Below are 23,657 nucleotides of genomic sequence, written 5' to 3'. Positions count from 1 at the left end.
AACGACATGTGCGTTTTATCCGCTTTGTCCGAAGTTTTGTTCTGACTGCCCTCCTCACCACCGCGCTAGTCGTCGGCACCACGGCCCCGGCGCTGGCAGTCAGCCCTGTCCCGCAGAAGGCACCCCTCTTCAACGGTTCCGTCTACGCGATCGCCCACCGCGGCAGCACGATCTACGTCGGCGGATCGTTCACGAGGCTGACCTGGGGCGGCACGACGTACCCGCGAAACCGCCTCGCCGCCCTCGACGCGGTCTCGGGGCGGGTGCTGAGCTGGGCCCCGAGCGCGAACGGCCTGGTCCGGGCGCTCGCGGTGGACCGGACCTCCGTCTACGCCGGCGGCGACTTCAGCACCGTCTCCGGCCACCGCCGCGACAATCTCGCCCGCCTCGACGCCACCTCCGGCCGGGTCGACGCCCTCGCCCACACCGTCACCGGAGCGCCGTACGCCCTGGCCACCGGCAACGGCCGCCTCTACGCCGCGGGCAGCTTCTCCGCGATCGACGGCACCCCGAGACGCAACCTGGCGGCGTTCTCCCTGGCCACCGGTCGCCTCGACCCCACCTGGCACCCCGCCGCCGACGCCGCCGTGCACGCTGTCGTGGTCCACGGTTCGCGGGTGTTCGCCGGCGGCGCTTTTCACCGGGTCGGCGGGGTCGCGATGCTGCGACTGGCCGGGCTCGACGCGACAACCGGCTCGGTGACCGGGACATTCCGCCCTCAGCCACCGGCCAGGGTCAATGCGATCACCGTCGACCCCACCGGCCAGGTGTACGCGGCCACGGGCGGCACGGGGGGCCGGGCACTCGCGTACGGCGCCGGGGGCACTTTGCGCTGGCAGCGAGCCTTCGACGGCGACGCCTCCGCGATCGCGGCGCTCGACAACACGATCTATGTCGGCGGCCACTTCGACCGTGCCTGCACAACGACCGGCATCAACCCCCGCGGCGCCTGCGTCGGTGGGGCGATCCCCCGCGTGAAGCTCGCCGCCTTCTCTCCCACCGGCACCCTGACCGCCTGGTCGCCGCAGGCCAACGGCGTAATCGGCGTCCGAGCCCTCACCGCCGACCCGGCACGCCACACGCTGTCGGCAGTCGGCGACTTCACCCGCGTCGCCGGCCACACCCACAAGCGCTACGCCCTGTTCGGCTGACCCCGGCGATGCCGTTACGCGGCGCGTCGTCGTCGGGCCAGTGAGCGAGCGGTTCTCAAGGCGAGCAGGCCGCTCAGGGCGAGCGCGGCCGCGGTGTGGATCTTCTGCCATCCGCGTTCCTGCCGGATCTGGCGAATCTCCTCGTCGGCGTCCCGCTGGCTGGACATGTTCTCGGAGCGCCCCCAGGCTTCGGCGGCCGCGACCACGCGCTCCCGTGCGGCGGCCAGCCCGGCGGGCTCCCGCAGGGGAAACCCTGCGCGCGGGCCTGGTCGGTTGAGTTCCGTCAAACACTCATCACGGAACTGCTGAAGCGCGGCTACGAGCTGCTCTTCCTCGGGGCTGCCGTCCGCGTCCACGATCCCCAGCGTCTGCGCGGTCCCCGTCGGCGAGAACTCCGGCGGCAGTCTGAAGGCCACTCCAGGAAGAGCGTCCTGGTAGGCGTCCTCGATTTCCTGCGCGACCCCGCCCCTGCTCGTGCCGGACTCGTCCCGGGCCAACATCACTGCACGACCCATGTTCTCGGCGTAGCCGGACGCTTTGCCCTTGTCGCTTTCGTTCGTACTCCGGGCGATCCAGAGTCCGACGTTGGCATCGAAGATCTCATCGTGCTCCGCCGCGCTGATCAGCAGCACGCTCAACGGCGCGGCGAGCAGCAGCAGCGATGCGATCACGACGAGGAGCATTCCTATCGGCCCGGCACCCGCCCGCCACGGGCCGCCCGCGGAACCGGTTGGCAATGTCGTCTGCATGTCCCCTCACCGCGTGCCGCCGCGTCCGCCCGGCACGGACAGCAGGATCGGCAGGACACGCGGCGAGTTGAGCTACGCCGCGTCGGATTCAGCGTCGGATTCGGCGCCGTTCCAGTCGACGAGTTGGACGATGACGCCGTTCGGGTCGCGGACCTGGAAGGCCCGCTCGCCCCATTCCTCGCTGGTCAGCGGCATGGTGATCGTGACGCCCTCGCCCTGCAGCCGGGCCAGCTCGCCCTCCAGGTCGTCGACCACGAACGCGAGGATCAGCCCCTTCGCGTGGTCGTCGCGCTGGTCGGCGGGCAGTGTCGCCAGGCCGCGGCGCAGAAGGACGACGCTGAGGCCGACATCGTCGCGGGTGAGGGAGGAGAACCCGTCGGCGGCCATCTCTTCGTGAAAGCCGAAGTGCCGTTTCAGGAAGTCGGTGGAGGCTGCTACGTCGTCGACGTTCAGGGACACGGCGGAACCGGTGATGTTCACGTTGTACAGTGTACAGAGTAGGGCAAGGGCAGAATGTCTCCGTGCCCACGGAGATGACGAATGGCGGCGACCCCGCGCGTACGCTCGCGCTGCTCTGGCGTGACGAGGCGGCGATTCCCCGGCGGGGGCCGCGGCGGGGGCTGAGCCTGGACCAGGTTGTCGACGCCGCGATCGCCGTGGCCGATGCCGAGGGGCTCGCGGTGCTGTCGATCCGGCGGGTCGCGCAGGCACTGGACACCTCGCCGATGACCCTCTACACCCACGTCCCCGGCAAGGCCGAACTGCTCGACCTCATGATCGATTCGGCGTACGCCCGGATGCCCCGGACCGGCACCGCGGGACGGCCGTGGCGAGAGAAGCTGACGGCGGTGGCCGCGGACAACCGCACGCTGTTCCGCGACCACCCGTGGACCATCGCCGTCTCCACGCAGCGGCCGGCGCTCGGGCCCGGTGCGCTCGGCAAGTACGAGCATGAGCTGGCCGCTCTCGACGGCCTCGGGCTGACCGATGTGCAGATGGACGACTGCCTGACCTACCTGCTGCTGTTCGTGCACGCCGCCGCCCGCACCGAGCATGAGGCCCGCGTCGTCCGGGAAGCCACCGCGATGACCGACGAGCAGTGGTGGGCCGCCGCTGGGCCGGTGCTCGGCCGGCTGGTCGATCCCGACGCGTTTCCGCTGGCCAGCAGGGTCGGGGCAGCGGCGGGGGAGGCGCACGGCAGCGCGTACGAACCCGAGCATGTCTATGAGTTCGGACTCGGGCGCGTCCTCGACGGCGTGGCTCTGGTCCTGCCCCGACATACTTGACGGGTGCGGATCACGACGCTCGGGCCGTTGGCCGTCGACGGGCAGCCGGTGCGGGGCGAGCGGCTGGCCGTCGTGGTGCGCGAGCTGGTCGGGGCGCGGGGGCGGCCCGTTTCCGCCGGGGCGCTCGCCGAGGCCGTCTGGCACGGCGATCCGCCCGATGACGCCGCCGGGGCTGTGCAGGCTCTCGTGTCGCGGGTGCGTCGTCTGGGCGTGCCGGTCAACGCTGTTGCCGGTGGTTACCGGGTGCCTGCCGACCAGGTCGAGACCGACGTCGTCGCGGCCCGGACGCTCGCCGATCGGGCCCGCGCCGCGCTGAACGACGGAGATCCGGCGGCCGCGCGCAAGGACGCCGACGAGGCGCGGGCCTTGTTTCCGCCGGTTCCCGACCTGGTGGACGCCGGGGTGGCACGACTCTTCAGTGAGATCGCCGCCGTGCGTGCGCAGGCCGCGCTGGCCGGAGCGGGGGCACCCGACGAGGATGATCTGCGCCGGCTGGTCGTGCGGACACCGCCCGACGAGCCCGCCGCCGCCCTGCTGGTGCGGGTGCTGGCCGCGCAGAGCCGCGACGCCGAGGCGCTCGAGGTCGTCGAGCGGCTGCGTGCCGAGCTGGCCGACCGGTACGGCACCGATCCCTCGCAGGCCATCACGGAGGTGCACCTCGCGCTGTTGCGCGGCGAGCTGACCCCGGCACCCGTGACGAGACTCAAGCCGAGGACGACAGCCCTGCCCGCGTCGTGGCGACGGTCCGGCACCACGCTGGTCGGGCGCGAACGCGACCTCGCGGCCGTTGTCGAGGGGCTCGCCGAAGCCCCGCTCGTGACCGTGGTGGCGACCGGGGGCGCGGGCAAGACCCGGCTGGCGGCCGAGGTGTCGAGGCGGGCCGAGGGGGCTGTCCGGGTCATCGAGCTGGCCGGTGTGCGTACCCCCGGAGAGGTTCTTCCGGCCGTGCTCGCCGCTCTGGGCGGGGCGGACACGACCTCGACCATCACCCTGGAACGCCGGGTCCTGACCCCGCCGGAACGGCTGCGCGCGGTCGCCCCGGACCTCGACGGGCTGATCGTCTTCGACAACTGTGAGCACGTGCTCAACGCGGCCGCGACCGTGGTCGCCGACCTGATCGCCGCCGCTCCGGAGGTCGCGGTGCTGGCCACCAGCCGGGCGCCGCTGGGCCTCGCCGGGGAGATCGTGCACCGGCTCGCGGCACTCCCCGACGAGCAGGCCCTCGACCTGCTCCAACGCCGCGCGCGGGCCGGGGGCGCGGTGCCCACCTGGGACGACGAGCGGGCCCTGCGGCTCTGTCACCGGCTCGACAATCTGCCGCTCGCGCTGGAGCTCGCCGCGGCCCGCCTGCGATACATGCCGATCGACGACGTCCTGTCCGGCCTGGGCGACCGGTTCGCATTGCTGGACGACGCGCTGCGCGGGTTGCCGGAACGGCACGCGAGCCTGTGGGCGATGGTCGACTGGAGCCGCGAGCTGCTGGCTCCCGCCGACCAGGAGCTGATGCAGCGCCTCGCCGTGATCCCCGCATCCTTCACCGCGGCGACGGCCGCGTCCGTTGCCGGGCGCCCCGACGTACGCCGTGGCCTCGCCGCCCTCGTCGAGCAGTCCCTGCTGGTGCTGGAGGACGGGGACGGCGGGCCGCCGCGTTACCGGATGCTGGAGACGGTCCGCGAATACGGCGAGGCCCGGCTCGGCGACCGCAACCCGGCGATGGACGGGCTGGTGGCGTGGGCCCGGACGGTCTCGGTCGAACTGGCCGGGCGGTTCATCGGGCCGCACCAGCTCGACGCGTTCGCCACCGCGTCCCGCGAGCTGGAAAACCTCGCCGGCGCGCTGCGCTGGACGATGGCCCACGACGACACCGCGGCCATGGTCGACGTCGCCGCTGCGGTCCTGCACCTGTGGACGGTCCGCGGGCTGCACCTCGAGGTGTCGGCGCTGGGCCGGATCATGCTGCACATCGACGAACCCGCGAACCGCCGGCGCATCCTCGACGCCGACCCGCTGCCCGACGCCGACCGGCTCGCCTGGGTCTGCCTGCTGATCACCATCAACTCCGGCATCACCGGGCCACCACGGCTCGCGGCGCTGTCGGCACGGGTCCTGCGCGCACTGATGGCCACCCGGGCGGCCGAGGTGTCCGCCCGCAACACCGCGCTGGCCGACGTGCTGCCCATGTTCCACAATTTCGAGTCCCCGCAGAGCCGGGCCGGCGTGGAACGGATGATCGCGAGCGACGACCGCTACGTACGAGCGCTCGGCCTCTTCGCCCGGGCCGCGTTCCAGGAGAATTCCGGCCTGCTCGCGGAGGGACTGGTGAACGCCGAAGCGGCGTACGCCGACTTCGAGGCGGTCGGCGATCACTGGGGCATGGCGATGGCAGCGCAGGTGGTGGGCAACTCGGTGCTCACCCGTGACGCCGGTCGCTCGGTCGAGTGGCTGGCCCGCGGCGTGCACAACATGGACCTTGTCGGCGCGGCCCAGGACGCCCGGTCGCTGCGGGTGGTGCTCGACGCCCAGCTGGCACTGGGCGGCGACGCCGACGCCGAGCAGCGGTTGCGGGACATCGCGTCGTCCGGGCTGGCCGAGGCCTGGGACGAGGCACAGGCCTATCTCGGGCTCGCCCACCTCGCCTGGCAGCACCACAGCTGGGGTGAGGTGCTGCGCTACGCCGACGCCATCACCCGGGTGGAGCCGAGTCACGACACCCGGGGGCCCCTGCCCGAGCAGTCGGTCGGCCTGCGGATCGCAGCCGCGGTCCTCTACCTCTCGGTCACGGCCGTTCATCCCACGCCGGGCGCGGCCACCACCGCGAAATCCCTGCTGGCCCTGACCCAGGAGGAGGCGTTCGCCTCGCACGACGCCCAGATGATCGGGGCGTGGTCCGTCGGCGGGGCCGTCCTCGCGGCGCACAACGGCGACGAGCGGACTGCACGCGAGCTGTGGTCACTGGGCATGCGGAGCGGGGCCAACATCACGAGCCTCTTCCCGCCGGGGGAGACGATGCGGCTGGCGGCGGCCCTCGAGAACGAGGACCACCGCCGGGACACCAGGCCGGACAACGTCTCCGGCCGCATTCGCGAGCTCATGACAGATCTGGTCAGACCTTCTTCCGGTACGCCCTGAGCGCCAACGGCATGAACACCACCACGAACCCCGCGCACCAAGCGAGCGTCCACCAGATGTGATTGCCGATCGGTGTGCCCAGGAACAGCCCCCGCATCGCACCCACGAGGTGGGTCAACGGGTTCACCTTGACGAACGCCTGCATCCAGCCCGGCAGGGTCGTCGGCGAGACGAACACGCTGGACGCGAAGCTCAGCGGCAGGATCAGAGCGAACATCATGCCCTGGACCGCGCCGGGCGTACGCACCTTCATGCCCACGAACACCGGCATCCAGCTCAGGCACAGGGCGAACAGCACCGCCAGCGCACACCCGGCGAGCGCCTCGAAGAAGTTCGTGGTGACCCGGAAGCCGAGGATGTAACCGAACCCGATCGTCACCGCGGTGACGATCACATAGCGCACGATGTCACCGAGAACCGCGCCCAGCAGCGGCGCCGCCCGGGGAATCGGCAACGATCGGAACCGGTCGAAGATGCCCTTCTCCATGTCCGTGTTCAGGTTGACCCCGATCGAGATGCACCCCGTCGCGATCGTCTGCGCCAGGATGCCGGGGAGCAGGAACTGCAGGTAGTCATGAGTGTTGCCGCTGATCGCGCCGCCGAAGATGTACACGAACAGGACCAGGAACAGCACGGGCTGCAGGGTCACGTCGATGAGGGCTTCGGGCGTACGCCACGTCTTGATCAGACTGCGTTTCGCCAGGGCGAACGAGTGCCGCACGAGCCGGAGCGGCCGTGGGCCGGGGGCAATGGCGAGCGAGACCATCAGACCGCCACCTCTTCCTTCTTGGTGTTGCTCTTGGGGCCCGTGAGGGTGAAGAACACCTCGTCCAGGCTGGGCAGGTGCAGCGAGAGCTCGGTCACCGGGATCTTCGCGGCGGCGAGCCAGGAGACGGCCTCCGTCATCGCCGAGTCGTCGGCGACCGGCACGGCCAGCACACCGCGGCGGATCTCATCGGCCTTCGTCCCCGACGAGACCTTGGTGAGGATCTCCGCCGCCCGTGGCAGGTCACCGGGCTCGGCGGGCCGCACCTCCAGCGTCAGCCCACCGACCACCCGCTTCAGCCCCTCGGGGGTGTCATGGGCGATCACCCGGCCGTGGTCGATCACGGTGATCTCGTCGGCCAGTGCGTCGGCCTCCTCCAGGTACTGCGTGGTGAGCAGCACGGTCGACCCGTTCGCGACGAGCTGCCGGACCACGTCCCACATGTCCTCGCGCTTGCTCGGGTCCAGCCCGGTCGTCGGCTCGTCCAGGAAGATCACGTCAGGCGACCCGACCAGGCTCGCGGCCAGGTCGAGCCGTCGCCGCATGCCACCGGAATACGTCTTCGCCACCCGGTTCGCCGCGTCGGACAGGTCGAACCACTCGAGCAGCTCGGTGGCCCGCTTGCGCGACCCCGCCCGCCCCAGCTCCAGGAGCGTCCCGAACAGCTCGAGGTTCTGCCGCCCGGTGAGATCCTCGTCCACGGACGCGTACTGCCCGGTCAGCCCGATCTTCTGGCGCACCTTCTCGGCGTCGCGCACCACGTCGTACCCGGCGATCGTCGCCCTGCCCGCATCCGGCGTCAGCAGCGTCGAAAGAATCCGGACGGCGGTGGTCTTACCGGCGCCGTTGGGCCCGAGAACACCCAGCACCGTGCCACGCCGCACCGCGAGATCGACGCCCTGTAGCGCCTTTGTCGCCCCAAAATGCTTCTGAAGCCCAACGGCCTCGATAATCAGCTCCGATGTCATGCCAATGAGCCTGCACCCACCCGCTGACACGCCACCGACATTCCACCGACACGGCCTGACACCCCGGCCACACCGGTGCCGCTCAGGTCAGTCGCACCTGTCGAACGTCGCGCCCTCGAACATCTTCTCCAGGTCGTCCCGGGTGATCTCCGTCCGGTCCGCGACGGTGACCTGGACGGCACATGTGTCGATCTCGACGGCCAACCCGCTGCCGCCCGCCGGCACGCGCATGCTGCCACTTTTCTCGAAGTAGTACGCCGGGCGCCCCGCCACCGTCGTGTTCGGCGCTCCGCGCAACGACGGGGCCATGTCCGGCGAACCCTTCGCCGACGCCTGAACCTGCAGCGGCCAGGGCGTCCGCGTCGCGTCGCCGCCGAACCCGAGCGTGGCCGTGCCGTCGCCGACGTTCACGTACTTCAACGGCAGAGCTCCGGGGACGGCCGGGAAGTGCATCGGCACCTCGACGTCGGCCGGTGCCCCGATCTCCACATATTTTGCGATCCCGGTCAGCAGGTCCGTGCCGGGATTCTTCCGGGCCGAGACCGAGTCGATGTTCACGACGGTGACCCACTCACCCGACTTGTCCTGCCAGCCCACCGTCGGCATCTTCGAAACCCGGTCGGCTGCGCCGGACAGGTTCTTGACGTCCGTCGTGGCCGAGTACGCCTGATGGCCCGCGACAGTGATCCGTTCGCCGCTTTCCAGAGCCTGGCTGTCGTAGGTGCCGGGATCGTAGACGCGAACCTCGGCACAGCAGGCCGCCTGGCCGTCCGGTTGCATCCACTGCAGGGAGCCGGTGGTGCCGCGATTCCATGTGTACGGCGAATCGGCGGCTGCACGCACCGTCAGCTGGCCCGGCCCGCGAGGGTGCGTGCTGCTCGAAGCGGGAGGTGCGGCGTCAGCCCGCACCCGGACCACCGCCGCCGAGAACACGACCCCGATCAGGGCGAGGCCGGCGACTACGGTGATCCAGAAACGGCGTCGAGCCATGAATTCCTTGAAGCGCATGTGCGAGTAACGCCCGCACAAGCTGATCTGCTGCGCGCGCCACCGAATGTTCATGTAACGCGAAACCCCCTGCGGATCATGTCCGCAGGGGGTTTCGATCACTCCTCGTCGCCGCCGCCTTCGTCATCGTCGAAGACCTCGTCCATGACCTCGCCCGCGAGGTAGCCGGCCGCCATGCCGCCGGCCACGCCTGCGACGACACCACCCATACCCGAGCCGCCATGACCGCCGCCGTGGCCATAACCGCCGTGCCCGCCGCCATGGCCGTAGCCGCCGCCGTGACCGCCGTAGGCCGGCTGCCCATAACCGGGCTGGCCGTAACCGGGCTGGCCGCCGGCGAATCCGTGGCCGGGGGCGAAGCTGCGGTACTGGTTGAGGGCCTGGCTGACCCAGCCGTCGACGACCTGGGCCCAGTCGGCCGAGTCGGCGTCGCCGTGGGGGACGGTGTAGCGGCCGTAGGAGTCGTGGCCGCCGCTGAACATGCCGCCGCGCTTGTCGAACTCGAGGATGACCTCGACGGTCTGCGGGTTGGTGACGAAGGTCAGCTCGACCTCGTTGATGCCCTGCGCGTACTGCGGGGCCGGGAAGTATTCGATCTCCTGGTAGAACGGCAGGGTCTGGTGGACGCCGCTGATCTGGCCGTATTCGAGGTCGGCGTGCTTGAACCGGAAGCCGAGCCGGGCGAAGGCGTCGAGGATGCGCTCCTGGACCGGCAGCGGGTGCACGGCGACGGCGTCGAGGTCACCCTTGTCGACGGCTTTGGCGATGGACACCTCGGTGCGTACGCCCATGGTCATGCCGTGCAGGTGCTGGCCGTAGACCGCGGTGATCGGGGTTTCCCACGGCATCACGATCTGGAACGGCAGCGAGAGGCGCTGACCCTCGGCGAGTCGCATCGGGCCGCTGACCCCGACGCGGTGGAATTCGCCGTTCGCGGCGTAGTCGCCGCCACCACCCTCGACCTCGACGCGGGTGACCAGACCCAGCGTGATGTGCTCGATGTCGACGTCATGGTTGCCGCCGACCAGGTTCACGTGCCCCACCAGGGGCGCACCGGGCCGCGTGTTCATGTCGGTCAGCACGGTGTCGACACTCGGTCCGCCCACACCGAAGGCGCCCAGCATCTTCTTGAAACCCACGAACTTCCCCCTACACAGGACTGTCAGGTCGGGCAGAAGCTAACAAGTCCGGCTGAGTGGTTGCTGAGAGTGCGCGGAGCCGTACCCCTGTGATGGCCCGGCCCGTGACCTCGGTGATCTCGGCGAGGTGCCCGTCCAGAGTGACCGTCTCGCCGGGCTGTTCGGGAATGTGTCCGAGTAGCGACAACATGAGACCGGCCACTGTGGTGTATCCGGTGCTGAGGCCCTCGGTGTCGACGCCGATGTCCGACAGGTCGTGGATCGGGAACGTCCCGGGCAGCAGCATCGCGCCGTCCGGTTCGTGGATCACGCCGCGCACGTCGGCGTCGGTCTCGTCGTAGATCTCGCCGACGACCTCCTCGACGAGGTCCTCCATCGTGACGATCCCGCCGACCGTGCCGTGCTCGTCCACCACGAGCGCGAGCTGTTGGCGCTGCAGCCTCATCTCGCGCATCGCGCCCGCGATCTTCACGGTCCCAGGCAGGAAGAGCGGTTCATACACGTACGCGATGACGGGCCCCTCCGCCCCCACCAGATCCCGCAGATGCACCACGCCGAGCACATCGTCGAGCCCCAGCGGCCCGGTCACCGGCGCTCGGGAGTGACCGGCCTCGACCATCCGCTTGAGTGCGTCGTCCGCGCGCAGCACCGCGGGGAGCATGAACACGTCACGCCGCGGGACGAAGATCTCCCGCAGCGTCCGGTCGTCGATCTCGAAGGCACCACTGATGATCGTGCGCTGCTCGGCGGAGAAGTCCTCCTGCCCGGCGACGATCTCGCGGATCTCCTCGGTGGTGACCTCGTCGCGGCCGGCGTTCGGGTCGCCGCCGGCCAGCCGCACCACGGCGTCCCCGGCCTTACCGAGCAGCCACACCGCGGGCCGGGTGATGGTGGCGAGCACGTCGAGCGGCCGGGCCACGGCCAGCGCCCAGCCCTCGGTCCGCTGCATGGCGATGCGTTTCGGGGCGAGCTCGCCGACCACCAGGGTGAAGAACGTCAGCACCATGGTGACGAGGAAGATCGCGGCGGGCGAGGCGAGCGCGCCGAGGAAGCCGAGCGGTTCGATCAGCGGCTTGGCGAGCGATACGGCCGCGGCCGCCGAGGCCAGGAAGCCGGCGAGGGTGATGCCGATCTGGATCGTGGCCAGGAACCGGTTGGGGTCACGGGCGAGTTTGGCCAGCGTGGCCCCGGTCTTGGTCTCGCGTTCGAGCCGTTGCAGCTGGCTCTCGCGCAACGAGACCAGCGCCATCTCGCTGCCGGCGAAGACCGCGTTGAGCAGAACCAGCACTACGACGAGCGCGATCTGCCCTGTATATCCACCCATCCCCGGCACATACCCACCCGGCGATGAGCGGACACCCGCTCAGGACTGTGTGAGGCGTTCGAGCCAGCGGTCGAGCAACGCGGTCTCGACCGGTTCCAGAGCGTCGGTGCCGGAGATCGCGAGCTGGGACCGCAACTGCATCGCCACCGGCTTCACCTGCGAGTCGTCCTCCCGCCTTGGTGAAGAGGACGGCTGTCCGGGTGAAGAGGACAGCTGCCCGGGTGAAGAGGACGGCTGCCTCGGTGAAGAGGACAGCACCGAGGCGAACACCGCGTCACGCATGCGGTGCGAGAGGCCGGGGTCGGCGAAGAGCGAGGGCTGCGCGATCAGGCTGAGTGCGAGCCCGACATTCGCCGGAAGGATCAGCTGGGCGGCGAGCGGCGGCGCGATCCGCAGTGCACCGACCGCCGAGCAGCGCAGCAGGTTGGCCTCCAGCAGCTCCATGATCTTGCCGCGCGCCTGCGCGTGTGAGCGCGGGCGCGGGGCGAACATCAGCTGGTAGAGCGCCGGGTTGTCGCGGGCGAACGCCATGTGGTCGTCCCAGCCCGCCCGCAGATCTGCCACCGGGTCACCGGTCTGCGGCATCCGGGCCTTCTGCTCGGCGTATCGGCGCAGCCCGTCGTCGGCGAGCGCGTCCAGCAGGCCGTTCTTGTCGCCGAAGAGCCGGTAGAGCACGGGCTGGGTGACGCCGACCGCCTCGCAGACCGCCCGGGTGGCGATGTCGCCGTCCTTGGAGACCACGAGCTGCTGATCGGCTGCGGCGATCATCGCGGCGCGCAGGTCGGGGGTGATCGTCGTCATGAATCAATGCTACGCCAAACCTGTAGCGGCGCTATGGCGGTCGTGCTACCGTCGTCATATCAACGTTAATAACACCGATATGGAGTCACGATGAACGAGCAACGGGTAGCCATCGTCACCGGCGGTTCGCGGGGCATCGGGCGTGCGATCGCCACGAAGCTGGCGGCGCAGGGCACGGCCGTGGTCGTCGGATACGCGGGCGGCGCGGACGCTGCCGCGGAGGTTGTCGACGAGATCACCGCGGCCGGTGGCCGGGCGATCGCCGCGCAGGCGGACGTCGCGGACGAGAAGGCGGTCGCCGCGATGTTCGACGCTGCGCAGGAGACCTTCGGCGGCGTGGACGTGGTGGTGAACTCGGCCGGCCGGATGGCGCTGTCGACCATCGCCGACCTGGACCTCGCCGACCTCGACCGGATGCACCGCACGAACATCCGCGGCACCTTCGTGGTGGCCCGCGAGTCCGCCCGCCGCCTGCGCAACGGTGGCGCCGTCGTCACCGTCTCCACGTCGGTGGTCGGCCTGCAGTTCCCGACCTACGGCGGATACGCGGCCAGCAAGGGCGCGGTCGAGGCGCTGACCCTGATCCTCGCCCGCGAGCTGCGCGGCCGCGACATCACCGTCAACACCGTGGCCCCCGGCCCGACCGCCACCGACCTGTTCCTCGACGGCAAGACCGACGCCCAGATCGACCAGCTGGCCAAGCAGCCGCCACTCGAACGGCTCGGCACCCCCGACGACATCGCCGGTGTCGTCGCCTTCCTCACCGGCCCCGACGGCCACTGGGTCAACGGCCAGACCGTTCGCGCCAACGGCGGGATCATCTGATGGCCGTCGTCCTGATCACCGGCGCGTCGAGCGGCTTCGGCCGGCTCACCGCCGAGTCCCTGACCACCGCGGGCCACCAGGTCGCCGCCGGAATGCGCGACGTCACCGGCCGCAACGCACCCGCCGCCGCGGCGCTGGACGGCCGGGCGGTGGAACTCGACGTGCAGTCCCAGGAGTCGGTGGACGCCGCCGTCGCCGCCGTCCTCGACCGCCACGGTCGCATCGACGTGGTCGTGCACAACGCCGGGCACATGGTCCTCGGCCCGGCGGAGGCGTTCAGCCCCGAGGAATACGCCGCGGTCTACGACGTCAACGTGCTCGGCACCCAGCGGGTCAACCGGGCCGTGCTGCCACACCTGCGGGCACAGGGCTCCGGCCTGCTCGTCTGGGTCGGCAGCTCGTCGACCCGCGGCGGCCACCCGCCGTTCCTGGCGCCCTACTTCGCCGCCAAGGCCGCGATGGACGCGCTCGCGGAGAGCTACGCAGGCGAGCTGATCCGCTTCGGCATCGACACCTCGATCGTCGTACCCGGCGCGTTCACCTCCGGCACCAACCACTTCGCGCATGCCGGCACCCCTGCCGACACCGAGCGGGACAAGGCGTACGACGAACGCTACGGCGAGCTGCGGGCCGGGCTCAGCGATCGGCTCGCCGCGCTGATCCCGCCCGGCAGCGAGGCGCAGAGCGTCGCCGACGAGATCGTCCGCGTCATCGGGTTGCCCTCCGACGCCCGCCCGTTCCGCACCCACGTGGACCCGAGCCGCGACGGCAGCGAGGTCGTCTCGGCGGTCGCCGACCGGATCCGCCAGGAGTTCTACCACCGGGCCGGCATCGCCGACCTGCTGTCCGCCAACCCCGCACTCTGAAGGAGATCACCATGCCGTTCGCCAACCTCAAGGTCCCCGCTGACACCCTCACCCCGGAGTCCAAGAAGAAGCTGATCGACGCGGTCACCGACGCCTACGCCGACGTCTACGGTGAGCGCGCCCGCGCCACGACCCTGGTCCTCGTCGAGGAGGTCACCGAGGGCGGCTGGGGCCTCGGTGGCGACGTCCTGACCGCCGAGATGCTCGGCAGGAGCTGAGGCCCGCCGGTCGGTGTCTATGGTGGATCAATGGCAACGCTCAGGCAGGTCCAGATCACGTTCGATTGCGAAGAACCCGAGCGTGTTGCTCAGTTCTGGTGCGAAGCGCTGGGGTACGTCGCGCAGGGCTCGACGGCGTGCGTCGATCCGACCGGAGCGGGACCGCGGCTCTACTTCCAACGGGTTCCCGAGGGCAAGGTCGTCAAGAACCGGGTGCATCTCGACGTGCGTGCCGGCACCGGGCTCGTGGGTGCGGAGCGGCTGGCCGCGCTGGAGGCCGAGTGTGCACGGCTGATCCCGCTGGGCGCGACGCGGGGGCGACTGCTGCTTGCCGATGAGGACAACGAGTCGTGCCTCAACATGCAGGACATCGAGGGCAACGAGTTCTGCCTCGACTAGAACGAACGCAGCCCGGCCCTCCTTGAAGGAGGACCGGGCTGCGTCGGGGGCTGGTCAGCCCATGTGGGCACCCTCGGGGGTGGGAAGGTCCTGCTTGCCGACCTTGATGAAGACGGCGGCCACGACGGCGGCCAGCAGGATCAGGGCGGCCGACCAGGTGAACGCGTGGGAGTAGCCGTCCGCCTGGGCCAGGAGTCCGGCGCGGCGGCCCTCCGCGGGGTTCTGCGGCGGGTTCGCGACCAGGTAGGCGGTGATCGCGCTGGTGGCGATCGTGTTGAGCAGGGCGGTGCCCAGGGAGCCGCCGACCTGCTGGGTGGCGTTCAGTGCGGCGCTGGCGGCACCGGCGTCGTGCTCGGGGACGCCGACCAGGGCCAGGCTGGAGAGCGGCACGAACGTGAAGCCGAGGCCGAGGCCCAGCAGGATCTGGGCCGGGAACAGGTGGGCCCAGAACGACGTGTCGAGGTCGATGAAGCGGAGCATCACCATGCCCGCCGCGGCCAGGACCGGGCCGAGGATCATCAGGGGCTTGGGGCCCGTCCGGGGCAGCGCGTTGGAGGCGACCGTGGCCGCGATCAGCACGCCGAGCGTGACCGGCAGGGACGCGAAGCCCGTCTTGAGCGGCGTGTAGCCGAGGACGTTCTGCAGGTAGAGCGCGAGGAACAGGAACGCCCCGAAAAGGCCGGCGCCGACCAGGACCGAGGTCAGGTAGGCCCCGCCCCGGTTGCGGTCGAGCACGATGCGCAGGGGGAGCAGGGGGTTCTTCGTGCGCGTCTCCACCACCACGAACAGGATCAGCAGGACGATGCCGGCGCCGATGAAGGCCCAGGTCGTGCCGGAGTCCCAGCCCTTGCCCACCTTGGCGGCCTCGGTGAAGCCGTAGACCAGCGAGGCGAGACCCAGCGTGACGATGACCGCGCCCGGGATGTCGTAGGTGGTGTCGCCGTCGGCGCGGCTCTCCGGGACGAACTTGATCGCCAGGGCGAGCGCAAGCAGGGCGATCGGGATGTTCACCAACAGGCACCAGCGCCAGCTCGCATACTCGGTGAGCACGCCACCGAGCAGCAGGCCGACCGCGGAACCACCACCGGCGATCGCGCCGTAGACGGCGAAGGCCTTGGCCCGCTCCTTGGCATTGGTGAACAGCACCGTGAGCAGCGCCAGCGAGGCCGGCGCGAGCAGGGCACCGAAGACACCCTGCAGCGCGCGGGCGCCGAAGAGCATCGGGCCGGCGGTGGCGAGGCCACCGATCGCGGACGCCGCGGCGAAGCCGATCGCGCCGACCATGAAGGTGCGCTTGCGGCCCCAGTAGTCGGCGATGCGACCGCCGAGCAGCAGCAGCCCGCCGAACGCGAGCGTGTAGGCGGTGACCACCCACTGCTGGTCGGCCTCGCTGATGCCGAGGTCGGCGCGGGCGCTGGGCAGTGCGATGTTCACGATGGTGGCGTCGAGGACGACCATCAGCTGCGAGATCGCGATGACACCGAGTGCGGCCCATCGACGCGGGTAGAGCCCCGGCCCCGCCTCGTGATGAGTGTCGGGTGCTGCGGACATGGCAGTGCCTTTCGACGGTTTGCGGGCCGTCGTGCACCGACCCTCGAAACCGCGATCGTACAGATGTTCGTAGGCCTTGACCTGGGAATACCGCTGCGTCAGGAATCACTCTTTTCCTGGGTTTGACCCGTATCCGGCAGCCCCTGCGGCAGCGCGCTGTCGAGCGGCACGGCGGTGGCGGAGACAAGTCCGAGTTGTACCCCTTGGCGGGGGAGCACGGCGTCGAGCAACCAGTCCGCGGCGACACGCACCCGATTGCCCGGCATGGAAATCAGGTGATATCCGCGGGTGACGACTTTTGCCGGGAACCCCTTCAGGGGTACGCCAACCGGGTTCGCCGCCGAGTCGAGCCCACCGAGGTCGACTACAAAGCCGAGATCATGATGCTTGTACGCCCGCCGCCGCCCCTTACCGTACGAAGCGGCGATGTTGTGCGCGGCTGTCCTGCCCTGCCTGCTCGCATGCTGCGCGGTCATGCCGGTGATCTCGCCGGGACGCGTCAGGTCGGGCACGGCGGCGGCGTCGCCGATCGCGTACACATCGGGCAGCCCGGGCACGTTGAGGAACTCGTCCACGACCAGCCGCCCCTGCTTGACCTCCAGCCCGAGGTTGTCGACGAGCGGATCGGGACGCACCCCGACACACCAGATCAACGACCGCGTCGGCACAAAATCACCATTGCTGAGATGTACGCCCTCGGCCCCCGCCTCCTTCACCGAGGTCCCGAGCAGCACCTCGACCCCGCGCCTGCCCAGCACCTCCCCGGCGGTCCGGGCGAGCCGCTCGTCCAGCGACGGCAGCACCCTGTCGGCGGTGTCGATGAGCAGCCACCGCGCCCGCCCCGCGAGCTGCGGCCGGTGCCGGGTCAGCGCCTCGGTGAAGAGGACACCCTGGGCGGCGACCTCCGTACCCGTGTAACCGGCCCCGACCACGACGAAGGTGGTGCGGGCCTCCCGTTCGGCAGGGTCCTCGGCCGTGTCGGCCATCTCGATCTGCCGGATGATGTGATCGCGCAGGAAGAGCGCCTCGGGAATGCCGCGGAACCCGTGCGCATACTCGGTCACCCCGGGCACGGGCAGGAGCTTGTTGACGCTGCCCGCCGCGATGACGAGCCGGTGATAGCCGATGGTTCCCTTGCTGCCGTCCGGGTCGACATAGGAGACGGTGCGCGCGTCGAAGTCGAACCCGTCGACCTCCCCGAGCACCAGCTTCACGCCGGGCAGCGCCCCGGTGATCGACACGGAAACCCGCCGTGGCTCCAGGATCCCGGCCGCCACCTCGGGAAGAAGGGGCAGGTAGAGGAAGTAGTCCGTCGGGTTGATGATGACGATGTCGGCCGCCCCGCGCGACTGTCTCGCGAGCGTACGAGCGGCCTCGAAGCCGGCGAACCCGGCCCCGACGATGACGATCCGCGGACGAGCCATCGGCGATCCTTCCGTCCCGGGCGCCGGGCGGGCGCCGCCCCTACGAGCGTTGCCCACCGGACGCCGTCGAAACACCCCCGGTGGCCCGTGAATCCGCCCACTCCCGCCCGGACCACTCGGGGTTCTCCGGCGGCAGGCTCCCGTCCGCCAGCCCGGCGAAGTACGACTCGAACGCTTCCGCTTCCTCGTCGGGATCATGGATCGCGCAGTATTCGGCCTGCACCGCGACTGCCCGCCGCGCCAGCCCCGCGACGTCGGGCGACGCGGTGTAGAGCGAAGCCCAGATCTCCCGCGCCAGCACCAGCGAGGCCGCCTCCCACGGTTGCTCCGGAGTGCGCCGCCAGTTCGCCTCGGTGCGCGCCTTCTCGGGCAGGCCCCAGGTGCCGGTCACCAATCGGAACGGCCCGGCCATCGGATCGAACGACCATGGCAGGGTCCGCCCGATGCCGGCCGCGCCGAACGCCTTCACCAGCCCGAACACCAGATCGTCGGCGGGCCCGTCGCTGAGCAGCAGGGTCCGGACCGCCGCGACGTCCGCCCGCAGTCCTGCCACCGCGGCCCACCCGATCAGCTCCGCGACGACATCGTCGAGCTCACGGCCGGCCGGCTCCGGCAGGTGCCGCGGCTGATGCCGGTACGACCCGCACGGCCCACCGACGTCCCACAGATGGGTCAGCGCCGCTACCGCTCCCGGCACCGCCGAGCACATCACCGCACAGTCGCTGTCACTGACGTACGCGGCGAAGACAGGCTGCCCGGTCGACGCCGCCACCGCCCCGGCGGGCGCACACAGGTCCGGCGGATCGTCGAACCCCGTCGTCTCCAGCATCTGCCAGCCGTCGCCGAGCTCCCGCAGCCACCGGTGCTCGTACCCGAAACCGTCCACACCGGCCTGCTCAACAAGCAGCCCGGCCGGCCGGGCCACCACGATCGTCCCCCAATAGCCCACGCCGCATCCTATGGAGCGAGCCTGGTCCACGTGGTGAGGGAATCGCACCTGTCGAACGTGGCACCCTTGAACATCGCGTCCAGGGCAGAGCGGGGGATGGCCCTGCGATCGCTGACCTGGACCAGGATGCCGCAGGTGCCGACCTCGACGAGCAGCGAGCTGCCACCCTTCGGGACCATGACGCTCTGGGCTTTCCCCTCGAAGTAACGCGCCGGGCGGCCCGCGATGGTCGTGTTGACCGGGTCGTAGGTCATCTCGTTCCAGCTCGCACCCAGCGTCATGACCTTGATCTGGAGCGGCGTGTCGATGCTCATGTAGCTGGGGTGATAGAGGTCGACCGTCGGCGTACGGTCGCCGCCGAAGCCCAGGTCGGCCTGGTAGGTGCCGCTGGTGTTGGGCAGCTCGTCGACGTCCGCGAAGGTCATTTTCCGGTTTCCGGGGATGGCGGGGAAGTGCACCGGGACCTTGAGGTCCTCGGCCGGGCCGATCTCCACATACTTGGCGACGTCCATCAGCAGGTTCTTGACCGGTTGGTGGCGGGGCTGGCTCGGTTCGGCGTCGATGACGGTGACCCAGACGCCCGACTTGTCCTGCCAGCCGACGGTTGGGAGCAGCTGTACCCCTTCCTTCGTGCCGGCCCAGTTCCCGCCGCCGCTGAGGTGGACGTCGACGCCTGCCGTGCCCCAGTACGCCTGGTGGTCCCCGACGGTGACGCGCTCGCCCTTCTTCAGCTTGCGGGCGTCGTACGTGCCCGGGTCGTAGACGCGGACCTCGGCCCCCTCGTCCCCGCCCTTGCGGAACGGCGTCATCCACTGCAGGGCTCCATCGGTGCCGCGATACCAGGTGTACGGCGACCCGGCGGCCCCGCGTACGGTCAGCTGGCCGGGTGCCCTGGTGGGCGTACTCGAAGCGGGCAGTGGATCGTCGGCACGCAGCCTGACCACCGCGGCCGGGACCAATGCTCCGATCAGCACCAGGCAGGCCACCGCAGCAGCTGCACCGATCCGTCGCCGGCGTCGCACCCGCCGCGCGCCGGCCTGCACCCGCTCGGCCATCCCGGCCCCGTCCGAGGCGGTCGCCGCCATCTCCTCGATGGAGCGCAGCAGATCGTCGGTCGTCGTCATGACAGCACCCCTTCGTTCGCAAGCTCGACGCGCAGTGTGGCCAGCGCCCGGCTGGCATATCCGCGGACCGTCCCGCCGCGGCAGCCGAGCACCTCGGCGATCTCGTCGTCGCTCAGCCCCTCGTAGAACCGCAGCACCAGCACGACCCGTTGCTGGCGGGGCAGCGTCTCGAGCCGCGACCACAGATCGCCGCCGCCCTGAGGTGGTGGTGGTTCGGCCCGGTCGTGGCGGTCCAGGGGGACCAGCCAGAACCGGCGGCGCCGTTGACGGGACAGGAACTCGTTGGTGACCATGGTGCGCACGTACGCGTACGGCTCCTCGAGCCTCCCGATCCGCCCCCACCGCACCAGGGCCCGGGTGAGCGCCTCCTGCACCACGTCATCAGCCTCAGCGCGGTTGCCGCTGAGCGCTGTCGCGTACCGCAGCAGCGCGGGCAGCCGCGCCGCCATGAACTCTTCGAACCGCATGTGCCCGTAACGCTCTACGGGAGCGATCTGCTGTGCCGCGCACGAAGAGTTTTCATTGCGTGCAACCCTCGGCGGCCGGAGGCGGTCATTGAGGGTGTGAGACCAAACAGAGGGCCGGGCGAGAGCGAGCGTGACCGGCAGTTCCACGAATTCGTGGCCGAGCGGCGGGGGCGACTCCTGCATACCGCGCGGCTGCTGACCGCGGGCGACGCGCATCTGGCCGAGGACCTCGTCCAGACGGCGCTGACCAAGCTGTATGTCTCGTGGTCGGCGTTCCGGCGGGCGGACAACCCGGAAGGGTACGTGCGGCGGGTGCTCGTCAATGCCCTGGTCGACGAGCGCAAGCGGATCTGGCGGCGGTTCGAGCGCAGCGTCCCGGAGCCACCCGACCAGGCCGGCGGGGGACCGGCGGAGCTGCTCGACCCGGAGCTCGCCACCGCGTTGCGGCAGTTGCCGCCGAAGATGCGCGCGGCGATCGTCTTCCGGTTCTTCCACGAGCTCGACGTCGCGCAGACCGCCGCGGCGCTGGGCGTATCCCCCGGCACGGTCAAGAGCCAGACGGCGCGGGCGCTGGACAAGCTGCGCGCCATCCTCACCACAACCACCTTGCAAGGAGTGAACTGATCATGGATCTGCACAGCAGGCTCGAGCGCTTCGGCGGCCCGGTCGAATCCGCGTCGGCCGAGGACATCGCCGCCGATCTGGGCCGCGGCCGCAGTGCGGTGCGCCGTCGCCGTACGGTCCAGGCCACCGCCGGTTCCGCGTTCGCCGTCGCCGCGATCGTCGCCGCCGTCGCCTTCGTGGGCGGCACCCCCGGCACCGACGGGGTCCCCAACCGGGCGCCGGCCGTGGCCCAGGCACCCACAGGTAGTTCCGCGGCGACGGAAGTCGCACCGGGCGGTCTCACGCTGGTCGACTACCGGGGACCGCAGCCGAAGGACTTCACGATCGACAAGGTGCCGGACGGCTACTTCGTCCAGAACGACGATTTCACCGGCCTGACCATCGCACCCGACCGGTTCAAGAACCCCGGCCCCGACGTCAACCCGTCGACGGAACCGATGTACGACCCGCGGGTGCTCACCGGCAAGATCGGCGTCTACCTGGAGCGGAAGGACTACCGCGGCGAGCTGAGCGGCGAGAAGCTCACCGTCGGCGACTACCAGGCGGTTCTGCACACCATCGGCACGACGCAGCAGCTGCTCATGGCGGTCGCCCCGGAGGTCTACGCCACGATCCAGGTCGACGTTCCGCTGAGCCGTGACCAGGTCCTCGCCCTCGGCGCCGGCCTGCACGTCCACCAGGAGGCCATCAACAAGACCGCCGCCGCCGAGGGAATCATCAAGAAATAGGCTGTACCCCACCCAACCGGACCGGCAGATGCCGAGCCGGTTCGGTGCGTTTACAGGCCCTTTGGCAGCACACGGGCGATGACGTTCCAGTAATGGCCGGGGATGAGCCGGGCCAAGAGGTCACCCGCCTTGGCCTCCTTGCTGATGACGAGCCGCGGTTTGCGGGACTCGACCGCCGCTACGATCTGCCGGGCCGCCTCCTCCGGGGGCATGGTCAGCGCCTTCTCGCTGAACGCCTTGGCCGCCGCGGCCTGCTGCCCGTCGAGGTCGGGACCGCTGAGCCGGGCACTGGTGGCGATATTTGTCCGTACGCCGCCCGGGTGCACCACCGTCACGCCGACCTGCCGCCCGGCGAGCTCGTGGCGCAACGCCTCCGAGAAGCCACGCACGGCGAACTTGCTCGTCGCATAGGCCACCTGCCGCGGCGGCGCCACCAGCCCGAACAGGCTCGACAGGTTCACCAGATGGGCACCCGGCCGGGCCAGGAGCTGAGGCAGAAACGCCTTTGTCGTACGCACCACCGCGCGCAGGTTGATCTCCATGAGCCAGTCGTAGTCGTCCATCGAGACCTGCTCGAAGGAACCGCTCAGCGTCACACCCGCGTTGTTGATCAGCAGATCCGTCCCGCCGAACCGGGCTTCGACGGCGGCCGCCAGGTCCAGCCGGTCGCCGCCGTCCGCGAGATCGACGACCTCGGTGGCCACGTCCCGCGCGCCGGCCGCCTTGGCCTGGGCGGCGACCCGCGCCAGGCCGCCCGCGTCGCGGTCGACGAGGAAGAGCAACGCTTCGCGACGGGCCAGGTGGAGGGCGAGTGCCGCGCCTATGCCACTCGCGGCGCCGGTGATGACACACGTACGCCCGGCGAAAACGAAACGGTCCATGATCGTCCCCTCGTCGTGATTACAACCACGTGCCCTGATTATCGCCGTCGTACGCCTTAGGTTGTCCCTGTGACCGCACCTCGATCAGTGGGACCGACCGTTACCTCGCAAGCGGTGCTCGCCCCGCTCACCGACGCCGCGATCTTCCTGGTCGCGACGCTCCGGGAAGGTGGCGAGGGGGTCGTCCGCGACCTGCTCGGAGACCTCAGCGCCCTGCAGCGTTCCGTCGGGTTCCGCGTGCCCGCCGCGCAGCTCTCCTGCGTGACCGGCATCGGCTCGCAGCTGTGGGACCGCCTCTTCACCGGGCCGCGCCCCGCGCAGCTGCACCCGTTCCGCCAGTGGAAGGGCCCGGCGCACACCGCGCCCTCGACCCCGGGCGACCTGCTCTTCCACCTGCGGGCCGGGCAGATGGACGTCTGCTTCGAGATGGCCGCCAAGATCGTCGGACGGCTGGCGGGCGCGGCGGACGTCGTCGACGAGACGCACGGCTTCAAATACTTCGACGAGCGCGACCTGCTCGGCTTTGTCGACGGCACCGAGAACCCGGCCGGCGTGACGGCGGAGAAGGCCGTCCTGGTCGGCGACGACGACCCGGACTTCTCCGGCGGCAGCTACGTCATGGTGCAGAAGTACGTGCACGACATGTCCGCCTGGAACAAACTGACCGTCGAGGAGCAGGAGGCGGCGATCGGCCGCACCAAACTCGACAACATCGAGATCCCGGACGAGCAGAAGGCCGCCAACTCGCACGTCAAGCTCAACGTCGTCGAGGACAAGGACGGCAACGAACTCAAGATCCTGCGCGACAACATGCCGTTCGGAGAGCTCGGCAAGGGCGAATACGGCACCTACTACATCGCGTACGCAGCCACACCCGACGTCCCCGAGCTGATGCTCCGCCGCATGTTCCTCGGCGATCCCTACGGCACCTACGACCGCATCCTCGACTTCTCCACCGCGCTGACCGGCAGCCTGTTCTTCGCCCCCACCGGCGACTTCCTGGACGATCTCCCAGACTCGCCCTGAAAAGCACACGCTGCACCTATTCGTGGCACAGCAGGCGCACAGGCACAATGCGCACTCTTCTCGGTAGATCTGGCTGATCACCGAGGAGATGCGCTGCGATGACCGTCAACGAACGCCCCCACGACGGGCTCTGGGCTCCCACCCCAACAGAGCCCGTCGTGCTCGACGCCCATCCGATCGGCACCCGCCCGGTCTCAGTCACCGCCGACCACACCCCCGACCACGGCATCGCCCCGGGCCCTGGGCAGGGCGTC

General features: G+C 70.3%; 24 protein-coding genes. 10 read left to right on the top strand and 14 right to left on the bottom strand.

What is annotated here, in order from left to right; translation table 11 throughout:
- Positions 1–8 precede the first annotated feature (8 nt).
- Positions 9–1,151, top strand: coding sequence for a PQQ-binding-like beta-propeller repeat protein (locus Aco04nite_RS28330; RefSeq protein WP_244876360.1), 1,143 nt, complete (start codon positions 9–11; stop codon positions 1,149–1,151).
- 14 nt (positions 1,152–1,165) lie between these two features.
- Here the strand turns inward: Aco04nite_RS28330 and Aco04nite_RS28325 are convergent, their stop codons facing one another.
- Positions 1,166–1,900: a hypothetical protein gene (locus Aco04nite_RS28325; protein WP_213000315.1), complete on the bottom strand. Its 735-nt coding sequence runs from the start codon at positions 1,898–1,900 to the stop codon at positions 1,166–1,168.
- Between the two features lie 72 nt (positions 1,901–1,972).
- Complete coding sequence (locus Aco04nite_RS28320) at positions 1,973–2,380, bottom strand: VOC family protein (RefSeq protein ID WP_213000314.1); 408 nt, start codon at positions 2,378–2,380, stop codon at positions 1,973–1,975.
- Positions 2,381–2,433: 53 nt separating this feature from the next.
- Between Aco04nite_RS28320 and Aco04nite_RS28315 the strand changes: the two genes are divergently transcribed.
- Together Aco04nite_RS28315 and Aco04nite_RS28310 are read left to right on the top strand one after the other, a co-directional pair.
- Positions 2,434–3,186 (top strand): TetR/AcrR family transcriptional regulator C-terminal domain-containing protein, encoded by a 753-nt coding sequence (locus Aco04nite_RS28315; RefSeq protein ID WP_213000378.1) that lies wholly within the window; start codon positions 2,434–2,436, stop codon positions 3,184–3,186.
- Positions 3,187–3,189: 3 nt separating this feature from the next.
- Entirely contained in the window at positions 3,190–6,315 is a 3,126-nt protein-coding gene (locus Aco04nite_RS28310; RefSeq protein ID WP_213000313.1) for an ATP-binding protein, read from the top strand.
- On the opposite strand, the gene Aco04nite_RS28305 is transcribed toward Aco04nite_RS28310, so the two are convergent.
- The 6 genes from Aco04nite_RS28305 to Aco04nite_RS28280 all read right to left on the bottom strand — a co-directional run bounded on the left by Aco04nite_RS28305 (position 6,290) and on the right by Aco04nite_RS28280 (position 12,321).
- A complete protein-coding gene (locus Aco04nite_RS28305; RefSeq protein WP_213000312.1) occupies positions 6,290–7,081 on the bottom strand; it encodes an ABC transporter permease in 792 nt (263 codons plus the stop codon). The two genes, Aco04nite_RS28310 and Aco04nite_RS28305, sit on opposite strands and share 26 nt — an antisense overlap.
- Positions 7,081–8,049: an ATP-binding cassette domain-containing protein gene (locus Aco04nite_RS28300; protein WP_213000311.1), complete on the bottom strand. Its 969-nt coding sequence runs from the start codon at positions 8,047–8,049 to the stop codon at positions 7,081–7,083. The genes Aco04nite_RS28305 and Aco04nite_RS28300 overlap by 1 nt, the downstream gene beginning before the upstream one ends.
- A gap of 87 nt (positions 8,050–8,136) precedes the next feature.
- The gene (locus Aco04nite_RS28295; RefSeq protein ID WP_213000310.1) at positions 8,137–9,111 is read right to left on the bottom strand and encodes a hypothetical protein; all 975 of its coding nucleotides are present in this window, start codon (positions 9,109–9,111) and stop codon (positions 8,137–8,139) included.
- Between the two features lie 44 nt (positions 9,112–9,155).
- Entirely contained in the window at positions 9,156–10,196 is a 1,041-nt protein-coding gene (locus Aco04nite_RS28290) for a sporulation protein (RefSeq protein ID WP_213000309.1), read from the bottom strand.
- Positions 10,197–10,206: 10 nt separating this feature from the next.
- Entirely contained in the window at positions 10,207–11,520 is a 1,314-nt protein-coding gene (locus Aco04nite_RS28285) for a hemolysin family protein (protein ID WP_213000308.1), read from the bottom strand.
- A 39-nt stretch (positions 11,521–11,559) separates the two neighbouring features.
- Positions 11,560–12,321, bottom strand: coding sequence for a TetR/AcrR family transcriptional regulator (locus Aco04nite_RS28280; RefSeq protein ID WP_213000307.1), 762 nt, complete (start codon positions 12,319–12,321; stop codon positions 11,560–11,562).
- Between the two features lie 90 nt (positions 12,322–12,411).
- Here Aco04nite_RS28280 and Aco04nite_RS28275 point away from each other — a divergent pair, with 90 nt between their 5' ends.
- From Aco04nite_RS28275 to Aco04nite_RS28260, 4 genes are read left to right on the top strand one after another with little or no spacing between them, the layout of a single operon-like run.
- The gene (locus tag Aco04nite_RS28275; protein WP_213000306.1) at positions 12,412–13,146 is read left to right on the top strand and encodes an SDR family oxidoreductase; all 735 of its coding nucleotides are present in this window, start codon (positions 12,412–12,414) and stop codon (positions 13,144–13,146) included.
- Positions 13,146–14,012 carry an SDR family oxidoreductase gene (locus Aco04nite_RS28270; RefSeq protein WP_213000305.1) on the top strand — a complete coding sequence of 289 codons (867 nt, stop codon included), beginning with the start codon at positions 13,146–13,148 and terminating at the stop codon, positions 14,010–14,012. Before Aco04nite_RS28275 ends, Aco04nite_RS28270 begins: the two co-directional genes overlap by 1 nt.
- An 11-nt stretch (positions 14,013–14,023) precedes the next feature.
- Positions 14,024–14,230, top strand: coding sequence for a 4-oxalocrotonate tautomerase family protein (locus tag Aco04nite_RS28265; protein WP_213000304.1), 207 nt, complete (start codon positions 14,024–14,026; stop codon positions 14,228–14,230).
- A gap of 30 nt (positions 14,231–14,260) precedes the next feature.
- The gene (locus Aco04nite_RS28260) at positions 14,261–14,629 is read left to right on the top strand and encodes a VOC family protein (protein ID WP_213000303.1); all 369 of its coding nucleotides are present in this window, start codon (positions 14,261–14,263) and stop codon (positions 14,627–14,629) included.
- Positions 14,630–14,683: 54 nt separating this feature from the next.
- Here Aco04nite_RS28260 and Aco04nite_RS28255 read toward each other — a convergent pair whose 3' ends face one another.
- The 5 genes from Aco04nite_RS28255 to Aco04nite_RS28235 all read right to left on the bottom strand — a co-directional run bounded on the left by Aco04nite_RS28255 (position 14,684) and on the right by Aco04nite_RS28235 (position 20,144).
- Positions 14,684–16,180, bottom strand: a complete 1,497-nt coding sequence (locus tag Aco04nite_RS28255; RefSeq protein WP_213000302.1) for an MFS transporter — start codon at positions 16,178–16,180, stop codon at positions 14,684–14,686.
- Positions 16,181–16,278: 98 nt separating this feature from the next.
- A complete protein-coding gene (locus Aco04nite_RS28250; RefSeq protein ID WP_213000301.1) occupies positions 16,279–17,604 on the bottom strand; it encodes an NAD(P)/FAD-dependent oxidoreductase in 1,326 nt (441 codons plus the stop codon).
- Between the two features lie 40 nt (positions 17,605–17,644).
- Positions 17,645–18,553, bottom strand: a complete 909-nt coding sequence (locus Aco04nite_RS28245; RefSeq protein WP_213000300.1) for a hypothetical protein — start codon at positions 18,551–18,553, stop codon at positions 17,645–17,647.
- An 8-nt stretch (positions 18,554–18,561) separates the two neighbouring features.
- A complete protein-coding gene (locus Aco04nite_RS28240; RefSeq protein WP_213000299.1) occupies positions 18,562–19,677 on the bottom strand; it encodes a hypothetical protein in 1,116 nt (371 codons plus the stop codon).
- Positions 19,674–20,144 carry a SigE family RNA polymerase sigma factor gene (locus tag Aco04nite_RS28235; protein ID WP_213000298.1) on the bottom strand — a complete coding sequence of 157 codons (471 nt, stop codon included), beginning with the start codon at positions 20,142–20,144 and terminating at the stop codon, positions 19,674–19,676. Before Aco04nite_RS28235 ends, Aco04nite_RS28240 begins: the two co-directional genes overlap by 4 nt.
- Positions 20,145–20,240: 96 nt before the next feature.
- On the opposite strand from Aco04nite_RS28235, the gene Aco04nite_RS28230 reads away from it, so the two are divergent.
- Both Aco04nite_RS28230 and Aco04nite_RS28225 read left to right on the top strand, forming a co-directional pair.
- The gene (locus Aco04nite_RS28230) at positions 20,241–20,768 is read left to right on the top strand and encodes a SigE family RNA polymerase sigma factor (RefSeq protein WP_213000297.1); all 528 of its coding nucleotides are present in this window, start codon (positions 20,241–20,243) and stop codon (positions 20,766–20,768) included.
- A gap of 2 nt (positions 20,769–20,770) precedes the next feature.
- Positions 20,771–21,496 carry a hypothetical protein gene (locus Aco04nite_RS28225; protein ID WP_213000296.1) on the top strand — a complete coding sequence of 242 codons (726 nt, stop codon included), beginning with the start codon at positions 20,771–20,773 and terminating at the stop codon, positions 21,494–21,496.
- Between the two features lie 50 nt (positions 21,497–21,546).
- Here the strand turns inward: Aco04nite_RS28225 and Aco04nite_RS28220 are convergent, their stop codons facing one another.
- Entirely contained in the window at positions 21,547–22,377 is an 831-nt protein-coding gene (locus tag Aco04nite_RS28220; protein ID WP_213000295.1) for an SDR family NAD(P)-dependent oxidoreductase, read from the bottom strand.
- A 69-nt stretch (positions 22,378–22,446) separates the two neighbouring features.
- Here Aco04nite_RS28220 and Aco04nite_RS28215 point away from each other — a divergent pair, with 69 nt between their 5' ends.
- Entirely contained in the window at positions 22,447–23,403 is a 957-nt protein-coding gene (locus Aco04nite_RS28215; protein ID WP_244876359.1) for a Dyp-type peroxidase, read from the top strand.
- Positions 23,404–23,657: the final 254 nt, after the last annotated feature.

Source organism: Winogradskya consettensis (genome assembly GCF_018332715.1).
Classification (GTDB): Bacteria; Actinomycetota; Actinomycetes; order Mycobacteriales; family Micromonosporaceae; genus Actinoplanes; species Actinoplanes consettensis.
Note: the sequence above shows the minus strand (reverse complement) of the source record. Positions and strands in the feature narration are given on the sequence as shown.